Consider the following 13,212-nt stretch of genomic DNA (forward strand, 5'->3'; position numbering starts at 1 on the left):
CCGGGCCGAACCCGACGGGCCCGGCCCGGGACCCTTGCGCCCTACTCGAAATTCGGCGCGTTGCGCTGGTACACCAGCCGGAGCCCGATCAGCGTCAGCCACGGCTCGTGGTCGTCGATCACCGAGGACTCGCCCAGCACCATCGGAGCCAGCCCGCCGGTGGCGATGACCCGGACGTCGTCCGGGTCGCCGTGCGGTCCGGCAAGCTCCTTCGCCATCCGGGCCACGACCCCGTCGACCTGCCCCGCGAAGCCGTAGACCACGCCCGACTGCATCGCCTCGACCGTGGACTTGCCGATCACGTTGCGCGGCCGGGCCAGCTCGATCTTCCGCAGCTGGGCACCCCGTACGCCGAGCGCCTCCATCGAGATCTCGATGCCTGGGGAGATCACCCCGCCCACGTACTCGCCCTTCGCGGACACCGCGTCGAAGGTGGTCGCCGTACCGAAGTCGACCACGATCGCCGGGCCCCCGTAGAGCTCGACCGCCGCGACCGCGTTGATGATGCGGTCCGCGCCGACCTCCTTCGGGTTGTCCATGAGGATCGGCACGCCCGTCTTGATGCCGGGCTCCACCAGCACCGCCGGCACGTCGCCGTAGTAGCGCCGGGTGACCTCGCGCAGCTCGTGCAGGACCGACGGCACCGTCGAGCAGATCGCGATGCCGTGGATCCCGTCGCCCAGCTCGCTGCCGAGCATCGGGTGCATGCCCATCAGGCCCTGCATGAGCACGGCCATCTCGTCGGCCGTGCGCCGCGGGTCGGTCGAGATGCGCCAGTGCTCGACGATCTCGTCACCGTCGAACAGGCCCAGGACCGTGTGGGTGTTGCCTACGTCGATGGTGAGGAGCACGGGTTACACCGCCTCGCGCAGATCGAGCCCGATGTCCAGGATCGGCGAGGAGTGGGTCAGCGCGCCGACGGCCAGGTAGTCCACGCCCGTCTCCGCGTACGCCCGGGCGGTGTCCAGGGTGAGGCGGCCCGAGGACTCCAGCACCGCGCGGCCGGCCACCAGGGCCACGGCCTGCGCGGTCTGCTCGACCGTGAAGTTGTCCAGCAGGATCAGGTCGGCGCCCGCCTCCAGGACCTCGCCGATCTGCTCCAGCGTGTCGACCTCGACCTCGATCGGGACCTCCGGGAAGGCCTCGCGCACGGCCTTGAACGCCTGCGCGACACCGCCCGCCGCCACCACGTGGTTGTCCTTGACCAGCGCCGCGTCCGAGAGCGACATCCGGTGGTTGACGCCGCCGCCGCAGCGCACCGCGTACTTCTCCAGCGCGCGCAGGCCCGGCGTGGTCTTGCGGGTGTCGCGGACCTTGGCCGCGGTGCCCTCCAGCACGTCCGCCCAGCGGCGGGTGGCGGTCGCGATGCCCGACAGCCGGCACATGATGTTCAGCGCGCTGCGCTCGGCCGTGAGCAGGTCACGGGTGCGCGAACGCACGGACAGCAGCAGCTGCCCGGCCGTGACGGTGTCGCCGTCCTCCGCGTGCCGCTCCACCTCGAAGGCCTCGGTGCACACCACGGAGAACACGGCCTCGGCGATCCGCAGACCGGCCACGACGCCGTCCTCGCGCGCGACGAAGTCCGCGACGGCCTCGGCATCCTCCGGCACGGTCGCGACGGTCGTCACGTCCACGCCGCCGTCCAGGTCCTCGGACAGCGCCATGTGCGCGATGTCCTCGACCTCGATCGGGTCCAGACCCGCGTCGGCCAGCAGCTGGGCCAGCGCCGGGTCCAGGCCGCTCTCCTCGCCGTCGCCGCAGGCGCAGTCGTCGCCGCAGCCGCCGTCGTTCTGGTCGATCAGGGGAAGTTCGGGGGTGCTCACGGTCACTGCTCCAGGCTCGGGGTGCTCAGGGGGTGCACGGACGGGAAGTCCGCGGAGTCGGTGGGTACGACGACCAGGGCGCGCTTCTCGGTCGCCGAGAGCCGGACGACGAGATGGCGGCGCCAGTGGGCATCGTCCCGCTCGGGGTGGTCCTCGCGCCAGTGGCAGCCGCGGGTCTCCACGCGCCGCTGCGCCGCGGCGACCAGGACCCGCGCCACGCACAGCAGGTTCGTGGCCTCCCAGGTGTCCACGCCCGGCTCGGCGGTCTTGCCGTGCGCTTCGAGGTCGTTCAGGGCGGTGGCGTACAGCGCTTCGAGGGCCTCGGCGGCCGCGTCCAGCGACGCGGCGGAGCGGAGCACGCCCGCGCCGTCCGTCATGATCCGCTGGATCTCGAACCGGGCCCCGGCGGGCTGCAGCGGGCCGGTCGCGGGGACCGGTATGCCCGGGCCGCTGCCGGCGGCCCGCTCGGCGACGATGTCCTCGGCGATCCGCTCGGCGAAGACCAGGCCCTCCAGCAGGGAGTTGGAGGCCAGCCGGTTCGCGCCGTGCACACCGGTGCAGGCGACCTCGCCGCAGGCGTACAGGCCGGGAACGGTGGTCCGCCCGTGCAGATCGGTCCGTACGCCGCCGGACGCGTAGTGCGCGGCGGGCGCCACCGGGATGGGCTCGGTCACCGGGTCGATTCCGTGCGAGCGGCACGCGGCCAGGATCGTCGGGAAGCGCTGCTCCCACATCTGCGCGCCGAAGTGCCGGGCGTCCAGGTACATGTGCTGCGCGCCCTGCTCCTGCATGCGGCGCATGATGCCCTTGGCGACGATGTCGCGCGGCGCCAGCTCGGCGAGCTCGTGCTGCCCCTGCATGAAGCGCACGCCGTCCGCGTCGACGAGGTACGCGCCCTCGCCGCGGACCGCCTCCGACACCAGCGGCTGCTGCCCCTCGGCGTCCGGGCCGAGGAAGAGCACCGTCGGGTGGAACTGCACGAACTCGAGGTCGGAGACCTCCGCACCGGCCCGCAGCGCGAGCGCCACGCCGTCCCCGGTGGACACCGACGGGTTGGTGGTCGCGGAGAAGACCTGTCCCATGCCGCCGGTCGCGAGGATCACGGCGGGCGCGTGGACGGCGCCGACCCCGTCGTGCTGGCCCTCGCCCATGACGTGCAGGGTGACACCGGCCGTACGGCCCCGGGCGTCCTGGAGCAGGTCCAGGACGAGGGCGTTCTCCACGGTTTCGATGCCCGCGGCGTGGACGGCCTCGACGAGCGCCCGCGAGATCTCGGCGCCGGTGGCGTCGCCGCCCGCGTGCGCGATCCGGCGGCGGTGGTGGCCGCCCTCGCGGGTCAGTTCTATCTCGCCGGTCTCGGTGGAGGTGTCGAAGACCGCGCCGGTGGCCATCAGCCGCCGCACCGCGTCCGGGCCCTCGGTGACGAGCAGCCGTACGGCCTCCTCGTCGCACAGGCCCGCACCCGCGACCAGGGTGTCGTCGAGGTGCTGTTCCGGGGTGTCGCCCTCGCCGAGGGCCGCGGCGATACCGCCCTGGGCCCAGCGGGTGGAGCCGTCGTCGAGCCGGGCCTTGGTGACCACGACGGTACGGCGGCCCCCGGCGGCGCAGCGCAGCGCGGCGGTCAGTCCCGCCACGCCGGAACCGACGACCACGACGTCGGCGTCGAGGGACCAGCCGGGGGCGGGCGCGTGCAGCCGTATGCCGGTGCTCGTGCCGCCGCCGCTGCCTGCGGGGCCTCTGCCTGGGGTGCTCACGAGTGTGCTCCGAATTCCAATGGGATGTTGTCGATCAGCCGGGTCGCGCCCACCTTCGCGGCGACGGCCAGCACGGCCTGCCCGGTGAAGTCCTGACCGGTCTCGGTGAAGTCCAGCGGGTCCACCAGCGCCAGGTAGTCCAGCACGAGCGGCGGCTCGTGGCGGCCCGCCTCCTCCAGGACGTGCAGCGCGGCGGCCCGTACGGCGTCCGGCAGCCCGGCGCCCGCCGCGGAGACGGCGTGCGCGTCGGCGGAGGCCCGGATCTCGCCCAGCCTGGCCAGGGCGGTGGCCCGCTCGTCGCTGGCCGGGGAGGCCTCGGCGCGGGCGCGCAGCGCCGCCTGCGCGGCGAGCCGGTCGCGTCCGGCGAACAGGGCGCGGGACAGGGCCAGGGCGGTGTTCCGCTCGGCGGCGGAGAGGTAGCGGTTGCGGGACGACAGCGCGAGCCCGTCCTCCTCGCGGACGGTCGGTACGCCGACCACCTCGACGGGGAAGTTCAGGTCGGTCACCATCCGCCGGATCAGGGCCAGTTGCTGCGCGTCCTTCTGGCCGAAGAGGGCCAGGTCGGGGCGGGTGAGGTGGAGCAGCTTGGCGACGACGGTCAGCATGCCGTCGAAGTGCCCGGGGCGGGTGGCCCCTTCGAGGCTCTCGCCCATGGGGCCGGCGCTGATCCGCACCCGCGGGTCGCCGCCCGGGTAGACCTCGTCGACCGCCGGGGCGAACACCGCGTCGGCGCCCGCCGCTTCGGCGACCGCCAAGTCGGCGTCGAGGGTGCGGGGATAGCGGTCGAGGTCCTCGCCCGCCCCGAACTGCAGGGGGTTGACGAAGACGGTGACGACGACCTGGCCGCCCGGCCCGGCCTGCTCGCGGGCCGTGCGGATCAAAGTGGCGTGGCCCTCGTGGAGGGCGCCCATGGTCATCACCACGGCCCGGCGGCCGGTGCGCGACAGCGTGTGCAGCTCCTCGGCGGTGTGCAGCAGCAGGTCGGTCACCGGTCGCCCCCCTCGGACTCCGTGTCGGCGAGCACGCCGAGCAGGTCCTCGGCGAGTTCGGGCTTGAGCAGACCGTGCGCGAGGGCCCGGTCCGCGGTGGCGCGGGCCATCGCCAGGTACCCGGCGACCGCGCCGGGCGCGTGCCGGCGCAGCTCCGAGACGTGCGCGGCGACCGTCCCGGCGTCGCCCCGGGCCACCGGCCCGGTCAGGGCGCCGTCGCCGGAGCGCAGGGCGTTGTCGAGGGCCGCGCCGAGCAGCGGGCCGAGCATCCGGTCGGGGTGCTCCACCCCGGCCTTGGCCAGCAGCTCCATCGACTGGGCGACCAGCGTGACCAGGTGGTTCGCGCCGAGGGCGAGGGCCGCGTGGTAGAGCGGACGGTTCTCCTCCGCGATCCACTCGGGCTCCCCGCCCATCTCGATGACCAGGGCCTCGGCGGCCAGCCGCAGCTCCTCGGGGGCGGTGACGCCGAAGGAGCAGCCCGCGAGCCGCTGCACGTCGACCTCGGTGCCGGTGAAGGTCATCGCCGGGTGCAGGGCCAGCGGAAGGGCGCCCGCGCGGCGCGCGGGGTCGAGCACGGCGGTCCCGTACCGGCCGGAGGTGTGCACGAGGAGCTGTCCGGGGCGGACCGCGCCGGTCTCGGCGAGGCCCTCCACCAGGGACGGCAGCGCGTCGTCGGGGACGGTCAGGAGCACCAGGTCGGCCAGCTCCAGGACCTGCGCGGGCGGCACGAGCGGCACATCGGGCAGCATCCGGGCGGCCCGGCGCACGGAGGTGTCGGAGACTCCGGAGACGGCGACGGGCCGGTGTCCGGCCTGCTGGAGCGCGCAGGCCAGGGCGGGACCGACGCGGCCGGCTCCGACGACGCCGACGGCGAGCCGGGCAGGGCGTGGCTGCTGTGATGGATTCACGCGGGGAGGGCCCTTCCGTTCCAGTCCGCGGGGGGTACCGGACGATACGCCGCCATGCTAGCTCCTGGGGCTGTTGGCCCGTCGGCGGTGAGGGGGCGAGGATCTGTCCTCATGAGTGACAACAGCGAGGACACGGAACGTACGAAACGGCTGGTCGCGGCCTGGCGCGGGGCGGGGCGGACCCTGTCCCGCAGCCTGCTGGAGCCCACCGTGGGGGAGCTGCTCGGCCCGCTCGCCGAGGCCCCGTACGACATGGACGCGCCGGCCGACGTCTACGGCGACGGGGTCGTCACCGCCCTGGAGCGCGAGGTCGCGGAGCTGCTGGGCACGCAGGACGCGGCGTTCTTCCCCAGCGGGACGATGGCGCAGCAGATCGCGCTGCGGTGCTGGGCGGGCCGGACCGGGAACCCGGTGGTGGCCCTGCACCCGATGAGCCATCCGGAGCGGTGGGAGGGGGACGCGCTGTCGGCCGTCTCCGGCCTGCGGGTGGTGCACCCGACGACGGAGGCGCGCCAGCCGTCGGCGGCGGAGGTCGAAACGCTCCGGGAGCCCTTCGGCACGCTGATGGTGGAGCTCCCCCTGCGGGACGCGGGCTTCCTGCTGCCCAGCTGGGAGGAGCTGGAGGCGCTGACGGCGGCGGCCCGCGAGCGGGACGCGGTCGTCCACTTCGACGGGGCCCGGCTGTGGGAGTCCACCGTCCACTTCGGCCGCACGCTGCCGGAGATCGCGGGGCTGGCGGACTCGGTCTACGTCTCGTTCTACAAGTCGCTCGGCGGCCTGAGCGGGGCGGCGCTGGCGGGGCCGCGCGAGTTCGTGGAGGAGACCCGGGTCTGGCGGCACCGCTACGGCGGCCAGATCTTCCGGCAGTTCCCGCAGGCCCTGTCCGCGCTGGCCGGGCTGGAACGGGAACTGCCCCGGCTGCCGTCGTACGTGGCCCAGGCGCGGGTGGTGGCCGGGGCGCTGCGCGCGGGGTTCGCGCAGTCGGGGGTCCCGTGGGCCCGGATCAACCCGGAGGAGCCGCACACGCACCAGTTCCAGGTGTGGCTGCCGTACGAGGCGGACCGGCTGACGGAGGCGGGCCTGCGGCTGGCGGAGGAGACGGGCACGGTGCTCTTCCGCCGCTGGTCAGCGGAGGGGCCGCCGGGTCTCGCGGTGACCGAGCTGGAGGTCACGGAGCCGGGCCTGTCCTGGACGGAGTCCGACGTCCGCGAAGCCGTCGCGGCCTTCGTGTCCCGCATCTGACCGAGCCGGGCCCCGCCGCGCGGAGCCTGCGCCACCCCGCCCCTTCCCGCAACAAACGGCGCCGGGGCGGGGCGGGGCGGGGAGCGGCCCGCCGCGGCGCCGGCACCCCACCCGGGAGGGAAGCGGCGAAACACCGAATTCCGGGAAACTCACCGGCGCGGACCGGCCACGGCGTTACCGTCCCTTCAGGCAATGACCGGCCACCGCGCCCGGAGGAGACACCATGACCACTCAGCCCGCGTGGCGGAAGTCCTCGTTCTGCAGTGAGGGCGACGCCTGCGTCTACGTCGCCACCGCCCCCGGCGCCCTCGTCAAGGTCGCCGACCGCACCGACCCCGCCCACCTCGTGCTCGCCACCACCCAGGCCGCCTGGGCCGACTTCCTGCGTGCGGTCAAAGGGACCGGCTGAGGGACCCGCCCGCCGCGCCGCGCCCGCGATCAGGGGATTTTGTCCGATTAGCGCGTATCTTCGGCCCATGCCCACGCCCTACGGATCCCGCGGCGGCATGGCGTTCAGCGCCGCTGAGCTGCACCTGCTCAGGCGTCTCCTCGCCCACGCCCTTCAGTCCTCCTCGGCCCCCCTGGCGGCCGGGGAGGTCCAGGACTGCCTGCGCCTCGCGCAGTCGGTGGACGACGCGGTCCAGGAGGCGGGCCGGCTCAGAGCGTTCCTCCTCGCGGACCTCGCCCGCTACCGCAGTGCCCTGCCCGGCAGCCTCTCCGGCTACCTGGAGCTGCTGCAGGACGCCCTGGCCGCCGGGTACGAACCGGAGCCGGACGACCTCGCCGCCCTGCGCGCGCTCCGCGCCAATCCGGTCGCCGCCGCGCTGCTGGACCGGGTCCGGGTCGTGGCGGAGCGCTCCGTGCGCCGGCGGCTGTCGACCGCTCCCGCCCCCCGGACCCGGCTGCTGGCCCTGGCCGGCGGGAAGGAGAAGGACGGGCAGCCGCCGCGCCCGGCGCCGCACCCCGAGGAGCCGCCGCGCCCCGAGCGGCCGATTCCGACGCCGGGCGAGGTCTTCCCGCCGCGCCGCAAGCCCGCCCCGCCCCCGGCGGCCGGACGGGCCGCCGGGTAGCTACGCTGTGGGGCATGGACTACGTCTCCGCGCTCGTGCCCCCCTTCGTGATGGCCGCGTTCTTCATCGCTCTCGTCGTGACGATCGTGAAGAGCCAGGGCGGCGCCAACAAGGCCAAGGAGGACGCGGCGGTCGACGCCGTGATCGCCCGGGCCGAGGCCGCCCAGCAGCAGAAGTAACCCCCGAGGGCGTGCGGCTTCACCGGCCGCGCGCCCGACTTTGTTGCGCGTTGCCGAGCGAATAGTCGGGCAATTCAGCACAAGCCGCACTATCGTGCTGGTGTGCCTCGCCCCCTGGGAGAACTCGAAGACGCCGTCATGACACGGGTGTGGCAGTGGAACCGCCCGGTCACCGTTCGGGAAGTACTGGAAGACCTCCAGCAGGAACGGTCCATCGCGTACACCACGGTCATGACCGTTATGGACAATCTTCATCAGAAGGGCTGGGTCCGCCGGGAAGCCGAAGGCCGCGCCTATCGATATACGGCGGTCTCCACCCGCGCCGCCTACTCGGCCGCGCTGATGAACGAAGCCTGGTCGACGAGCGACAACCCCGCGGCCGCCCTCGTGGCCTTCTTCGGCATGATGTCCGCCGAACAGCGCGAAGCCCTCCGTGACGCAGTGCGCGTCGTCCAGCACGGCGACGAGTCCGGCGCCGACGCCGCCCCCGAACCACCCGCTCCGCCGGTCGCCGAAGGGGACTCCGCCGAGCGCCCGCAGGAGCCGGGGCGATAGCGTCCGCAGCCATGGGAGAGTTTTCCACTGCACATGCAGAAACAGTGACGATCCGCCGTGCCCGCACCGGTGATGTTCCCGCGCTGCGCCGCCTCCTCGACCAGTACGTGCAGCAGCGGATCCTGCTCGACAAAGCCCCGGTCGTCCTTTACGAGGACATCCAGGAGTTCTGGGTCGCGGAACGCGACTCCGACGGCCAGGTGGTCGGCTGCGGCGCTCTCCACGTGATGTGGGAAGACCTTGCCGAAGTCCGCACTCTCGCCGTCGACCGCGACTTGAAGGGCGGTGGAGTCGGTCATCGGGTGCTGGAGCAGTTGTTGCACACCGCCCGCACCCTCGGAGTGAGCCGGGTTTTCTGCCTCACCTTCGAAGTCGAGTTCTTCGCGAAGCACGGCTTCGTCGAGATCGGCGAGACCCCGGTCAAGACCGATGTCTACATGGAGCTCCTGCGTTCCTATGACGAGGGTGTCGCCGAGTTCCTCGGTCTCGAACGAGTGAAGCCGAACACCTTGGGCAACAGTCGGATGCTTCTGCACCTCTGATCGATGGCCTCAGCTTTTCCGGCGCTCCGCGCACCTGTGGCCTATGTCCGAATCGCGCACGTTTCCCGCCCTGTTGCGGTCTCGAACCTCTCCCTGGGGGTTTGTGTTTTCCAGGCAAAAGCGGTTTCCTTTCCGCGTACTGCTTTTCGATGAAAGGAAATCCCGGTGGCACAGAAGGTTCAGGTCCTTCTTGTCGACGACCTCGACGGTGGCGAGGCGGACGAGACGGTGACGTTCGCTCTGGATGGCAAGACCTACGAGATCGACCTCACCACCGCCAACGCTGAAAAGCTCCGCGGTCTGCTCGACCCGTACACCAAGGGCGGTCGCCGCACCGGTGGCCGTGCCACCGCCGCCCGCGCCAAGGGCCGCGGCTCGGTGGCGACCGGCCACCCGGACACCGCGGAGATCCGCGCGTGGGCCAAGGAGAACAACTACAACGTGAACGATCGCGGTCGCGTCCCGGCCGAGATCCGCGAGGCCTACGAGAAGGCCAAGGGCTGACGGACCCCGTCCGTACGCCGCCCCAGGCGCGCCCGGTGGCATTCCGTCGCCGCCGCGGCCACCAGGCGTACGAGGTCGGGCCCGTGAGCGGGTCCGGCGGCCCGCCCGGGACCGGGCAGGGCCGGCAGCAGTGCCTCACACCCCTGCTCGGGGGGTCGCAGCCAGACGGCGGCCCCCCGAGGGCTTTCTTGCGGGGGTGGCCCCGGGGGAGCCGGGGCGGTGATCCGGCCACCCGTACCCAGGGCGGTCAGATCGAGGGCGACCCCGCCCCATTCCAGCCAGTCGAGCAGCCCGTCCAGCTCCTCTGCGCTGCCCGCGGCCACCAGGAACCGCATCCGGCGCCCCATCAGCGCCACCGGGCCCGTGGCGACCGGCCTGCGCAGCACCGCCGCCCCGGCGTCGGAGGGGAGCTCCAGCACGTCGAACCGGATCCCGGTCGCGAGCTGGGCCGGCGGCCCGCCCGTGACGGTCCAGCCGAGCACCCTTCGGTACCAGGAGGCGCACGCGTCCTCCTCGGGCGCCGTGCGGGGCAGCGGCACGGTCGGCGGGGCGGTCGGCGGGGCGGTCGGCGGGAGGGTTACGGCCATGTCCGGAGCAACTTCCGAAACGCCTCGGGGTTACGCTCAATGTGACAGAACGCATGCATCACCATGCGGAACGTAAACGTCCATGGAGCCCGGAGTCCCACATTCGGGACGCAACCGTGTTCGCCCTTAGCTGAGGGAACCGGTGCCACCGGCATGGAGTGTCAGTCCTTACGGGTAAGACATTCCTAGTGGATCGGGGCGACACGCTGATTTGACGGGCTTCCGTTCGCCGTCGGCGTACACGCATGACGGGTATCTGCCTGGCCTGCGGGAACATCGTCTCGCACCATCGAGTTGGAGCAGTTGTCGGCTCTTCAAGCCGGCTTTCCCGCTGATGCAGGGGTGAGCCGCGGACGGATGTCGGCAGTTGGAATGAGCTGTCCCGCCCCGCGGGACTAGCATGCGGAAGGACAGGGCGGGGACCGACCCCGAACTGCCCGACCGCTCTGAGGAGCGATAAACGATGTTCGAGAGGTTCACCGACCGCGCGCGGCGGGTTGTCGTCCTGGCTCAGGAAGAAGCCCGGATGCTCAACCACAACTACATCGGCACCGAGCACATCCTCCTGGGCTTGATCCACGAGGGTGAGGGTGTCGCCGCTAAGGCCCTGGAGAGCCTCGGGATTTCGCTCGAGGCTGTTCGCCAGCAGGTTGAGGAGATCATCGGTCAGGGGCAGCAGGCCCCGTCCGGCCACATCCCCTTCACCCCGCGGGCGAAGAAGGTCCTGGAGCTTTCGCTCCGAGAGGCCCTCCAGCTCGGCCACAACTACATCGGCACCGAGCACATCCTGCTCGGCCTGATCCGCGAGGGCGAGGGCGTCGCCGCCCAGGTCCTCGTGAAGCTGGGCGCCGATCTCAACCGAGTCCGGCAGCAGGTCATCCAGCTGCTCTCCGGCTACACCGGCGGAGGCAAGGAGTCGGCCACGGCCGGCGGCCCGGCCGAGGGCACGCCCTCGACCTCGCTCGTCCTGGACCAGTTCGGCCGCAACCTCACCCAGGCGGCCCGCGAATCCAAGCTCGACCCGGTCATCGGGCGCGAGAAGGAGATCGAGCGGGTCATGCAGGTGCTGTCCCGCCGTACGAAGAACAACCCGGTCCTCATCGGCGAGCCCGGCGTCGGCAAGACCGCCGTCGTCGAGGGCCTGGCCCAGGCGATCGTCAAGGGCGAGGTTCCCGAGACGCTGAAGGACAAGCACCTCTACACGCTTGACCTCGGCGCCCTGGTCGCGGGTTCCCGCTACCGCGGTGACTTCGAGGAGCGCCTGAAGAAGGTGCTCAAGGAGATCCGCACCCGCGGCGACATCATCCTGTTCATCGACGAGCTCCACACCCTCGTGGGTGCGGGCGCCGCCGAGGGCGCGATCGACGCCGCCAGCATCCTCAAGCCCATGCTGGCCCGTGGTGAGCTCCAGACCATCGGTGCCACGACGCTGGACGAGTACCGCAAGCACCTCGAGAAGGACGCGGCCCTCGAGCGCCGCTTCCAGCCGATCCAGGTGGCGGAGCCTTCCCTCCCCCACACGATCGAGATTCTCAAGGGCCTGCGCGACCGCTACGAGGCCCACCACCGCGTCTCCATCACGGACGAGGCCCTCGTCCAGGCGGCGACGCTGGCGGACCGGTACATTTCGGACCGCTTCCTCCCGGACAAGGCGATCGACCTGATCGACGAGGCCGGCTCCAGGATGCGCATCCGCCGGATGACCGCGCCGCCGGACCTCCGCGAGTTCGACGAGAAGATCGCGGGCGTGCGACGCGACAAGGAGTCGGCCATCGACTCCCAGGACTTCGAGAAGGCGGCCTCTCTCCGTGACAAGGAGAAGCAGCTGCTGGCGGCGAAGACCAAGCGCGAGAAGGAATGGAAGGCCGGCGACATGGACGTCGTCGCCGAGGTCGACGGCGAGCTCATCGCCGAAGTCCTCGCGACCGCGACCGGCATTCCCGTCTTCAAGCTCACCGAGGAGGAGTCCTCGCGACTGCTCCGCATGGAGGACGAGCTCCACCGTCGGGTCATCGGGCAGAAGGACGCCATCAAGGCGCTCTCCCAGGCGATCCGCCGTACCCGTGCGGGTCTGAAGGACCCGAAGCGCCCGGGTGGCTCGTTCATCTTCGCCGGTCCGTCCGGTGTCGGTAAGACCGAGCTCTCCAAGACGCTCGCCGAATTCCTCTTCGGCGACGAGGACGCGCTGATCTCCCTCGACATGTCGGAGTTCAGCGAGAAGCACACGGTTTCCCGTCTCTTCGGTTCGCCCCCCGGCTACGTGGGCTACGAAGAGGGCGGCCAGCTCACCGAGAAGGTGCGCCGGAAGCCGTTCTCCGTCGTCCTCTTCGACGAGGTCGAGAAGGCCCACCCGGATATCTTCAATTCCCTTCTCCAGATCCTGGAGGACGGTCGTCTGACCGACTCCCAGGGCCGGGTCGTGGACTTCAAGAACACGGTCATCATCATGACGACCAACCTGGGTACCCGGGACATCTCCAAGGGCTTCAACCTGGGCTTCGCGGCCCAGGGCGACACCAAGACCGGATACGACCGGATGAAGGCGAAGGTCAACGAAGAGCTCAAGCAGCACTTCCGGCCCGAGTTCCTCAACCGTGTCGACGACACGGTCGTCTTCCACCAGCTCACCGAGGAAGACATCATCCAGATCGTCGACCTCATGATCGCCAAGGTTGACGAGCGCCTGAAGGACCGCGACATGGGCATCGAGCTGAGCGGTGACGCGAAGCTCCTGCTCGCCAAGCGCGGCTACGACCCGATCATGGGTGCCCGGCCGCTGCGCCGGACCATCCAGCGCGAGATCGAGGACATCCTGTCGGAGAAGATCCTCTTCGGCGAGCTGCGTCCCGGTCACATCGTGGTCGTCGGCAAGGAGGGTGAGGGCGAGGAAGCCAAGTTCACCTTCCGCGGCGAGGAGAAGGCGGCCCTGCCGGACCTTCCCCCCATCGAGGCCACGGGTTCCGGCCCGGACCTGTCGAAGGGCGCGTAAGCGCGACGAGCACCAAAGGGGCGGCCCCGGGACTGAGAAGTCCCGGGGCCGCCCCTTTTCCGCAGGCGCT

General features: G+C 71.7%; 14 protein-coding genes. 8 read left to right on the forward strand and 6 right to left on the reverse strand.

Features of this window, described 5'->3' with window-relative positions; translation table 11 throughout:
• Positions 1–41: 41 nt before the first annotated feature.
• From ACGFZK_RS17865 to ACGFZK_RS17885, 5 genes are read right to left on the reverse strand one after another with little or no spacing between them, the layout of a single operon-like run.
• Positions 42–851 (reverse strand): type III pantothenate kinase, encoded by an 810-nt coding sequence (locus tag ACGFZK_RS17865; RefSeq protein ID WP_393849800.1) that lies wholly within the window; start codon positions 849–851, stop codon positions 42–44.
• A gap of 3 nt (positions 852–854) precedes the next feature.
• The gene (nadC, locus tag ACGFZK_RS17870; protein ID WP_393849801.1) at positions 855–1,823 is read right to left on the reverse strand and encodes a carboxylating nicotinate-nucleotide diphosphorylase; all 969 of its coding nucleotides are present in this window, start codon (positions 1,821–1,823) and stop codon (positions 855–857) included.
• 2 nt (positions 1,824–1,825) lie between these two features.
• Positions 1,826–3,577 (reverse strand): L-aspartate oxidase, encoded by a 1,752-nt coding sequence (locus ACGFZK_RS17875; RefSeq protein WP_393849802.1) that lies wholly within the window; start codon positions 3,575–3,577, stop codon positions 1,826–1,828.
• Complete coding sequence (gene panC / locus ACGFZK_RS17880; protein ID WP_393849803.1) at positions 3,574–4,566, reverse strand: pantoate--beta-alanine ligase; 993 nt, start codon at positions 4,564–4,566, stop codon at positions 3,574–3,576. The genes ACGFZK_RS17875 and panC overlap by 4 nt, the downstream gene beginning before the upstream one ends.
• Positions 4,563–5,474 carry a Rossmann-like and DUF2520 domain-containing protein gene (locus tag ACGFZK_RS17885; RefSeq protein ID WP_393849804.1) on the reverse strand — a complete coding sequence of 304 codons (912 nt, stop codon included), beginning with the start codon at positions 5,472–5,474 and terminating at the stop codon, positions 4,563–4,565. The genes panC and ACGFZK_RS17885 overlap by 4 nt, the downstream gene beginning before the upstream one ends.
• A 111-nt stretch (positions 5,475–5,585) precedes the next feature.
• On the opposite strand from ACGFZK_RS17885, the gene ACGFZK_RS17890 reads away from it, so the two are divergent.
• The 7 genes from ACGFZK_RS17890 to ACGFZK_RS17920 all read left to right on the forward strand — a co-directional run bounded on the left by ACGFZK_RS17890 (position 5,586) and on the right by ACGFZK_RS17920 (position 9,566).
• Positions 5,586–6,716, forward strand: coding sequence for a threonine aldolase family protein (locus tag ACGFZK_RS17890; protein ID WP_393849805.1), 1,131 nt, complete (start codon positions 5,586–5,588; stop codon positions 6,714–6,716).
• 223 nt (positions 6,717–6,939) lie between these two features.
• Complete coding sequence (locus ACGFZK_RS17895; protein WP_393849806.1) at positions 6,940–7,125, forward strand: DUF397 domain-containing protein; 186 nt, start codon at positions 6,940–6,942, stop codon at positions 7,123–7,125.
• Between the two features lie 97 nt (positions 7,126–7,222).
• Positions 7,223–7,786: a hypothetical protein gene (locus ACGFZK_RS17900; RefSeq protein WP_393849843.1), complete on the forward strand. Its 564-nt coding sequence runs from the start codon at positions 7,223–7,225 to the stop codon at positions 7,784–7,786.
• A 14-nt stretch (positions 7,787–7,800) separates the two neighbouring features.
• Positions 7,801–7,965, forward strand: coding sequence for a hypothetical protein (locus tag ACGFZK_RS17905; RefSeq protein WP_393849807.1), 165 nt, complete (start codon positions 7,801–7,803; stop codon positions 7,963–7,965).
• 102 nt (positions 7,966–8,067) lie between these two features.
• The gene (locus ACGFZK_RS17910) at positions 8,068–8,520 is read left to right on the forward strand and encodes a BlaI/MecI/CopY family transcriptional regulator (RefSeq protein WP_393849808.1); all 453 of its coding nucleotides are present in this window, start codon (positions 8,068–8,070) and stop codon (positions 8,518–8,520) included.
• A gap of 11 nt (positions 8,521–8,531) precedes the next feature.
• Positions 8,532–9,062, forward strand: coding sequence for an amino-acid N-acetyltransferase (locus ACGFZK_RS17915; RefSeq protein ID WP_393849809.1), 531 nt, complete (start codon positions 8,532–8,534; stop codon positions 9,060–9,062).
• A 165-nt stretch (positions 9,063–9,227) separates the two neighbouring features.
• Complete coding sequence (locus tag ACGFZK_RS17920; protein WP_053175663.1) at positions 9,228–9,566, forward strand: Lsr2 family protein; 339 nt, start codon at positions 9,228–9,230, stop codon at positions 9,564–9,566.
• Here the strand turns inward: ACGFZK_RS17920 and ACGFZK_RS17925 are convergent.
• The gene (locus ACGFZK_RS17925) at positions 9,545–10,153 is read right to left on the reverse strand and encodes an SCO3374 family protein (protein ID WP_393849810.1); all 609 of its coding nucleotides are present in this window, start codon (positions 10,151–10,153) and stop codon (positions 9,545–9,547) included. The genes ACGFZK_RS17920 and ACGFZK_RS17925 overlap by 22 nt on opposite strands.
• Before the next feature lie 463 nt (positions 10,154–10,616).
• On the opposite strand from ACGFZK_RS17925, the gene ACGFZK_RS17930 reads away from it, so the two are divergent.
• Complete coding sequence (locus ACGFZK_RS17930) at positions 10,617–13,142, forward strand: ATP-dependent Clp protease ATP-binding subunit (protein WP_393849811.1); 2,526 nt, start codon at positions 10,617–10,619, stop codon at positions 13,140–13,142.
• Positions 13,143–13,212 lie beyond the last annotated feature (70 nt).

Source organism: Streptomyces sp. NPDC048257 (assembly GCF_043201855.1).
In the GTDB taxonomy this organism is placed as follows: domain Bacteria; phylum Actinomycetota; class Actinomycetes; order Streptomycetales; family Streptomycetaceae; genus Streptomyces.

What these genes read in the sequence shown, in the direction of transcription:
- ACGFZK_RS17890 (WP_393849805.1), top strand. Translation starts at nt 5,586, where the DNA reads ATGAGTGACAACAGCGAGGACACGGAACGTACGAAACGGCTGGTCGCG.
- ACGFZK_RS17895 (WP_393849806.1), top strand. Translation starts at nt 6,940, where the DNA reads ATGACCACTCAGCCCGCGTGGCGGAAGTCCTCGTTCTGCAGTGAGGGC.
- ACGFZK_RS17900 (WP_393849843.1), top strand. Translation starts at nt 7,223, where the DNA reads ATGGCGTTCAGCGCCGCTGAGCTGCACCTGCTCAGGCGTCTCCTCGCC.
- ACGFZK_RS17905 (WP_393849807.1), top strand. Translation starts at nt 7,801, where the DNA reads ATGGACTACGTCTCCGCGCTCGTGCCCCCCTTCGTGATGGCCGCGTTC.
- ACGFZK_RS17915 (WP_393849809.1), top strand. Translation starts at nt 8,532, where the DNA reads ATGGGAGAGTTTTCCACTGCACATGCAGAAACAGTGACGATCCGCCGT.
- ACGFZK_RS17925 (WP_393849810.1), bottom strand. Translation starts at nt 10,153, where the DNA reads ATGGCCGTAACCCTCCCGCCGACCGCCCCGCCGACCGCCCCGCCGACC.
- ACGFZK_RS17930 (WP_393849811.1), top strand. Translation starts at nt 10,617, where the DNA reads ATGTTCGAGAGGTTCACCGACCGCGCGCGGCGGGTTGTCGTCCTGGCT.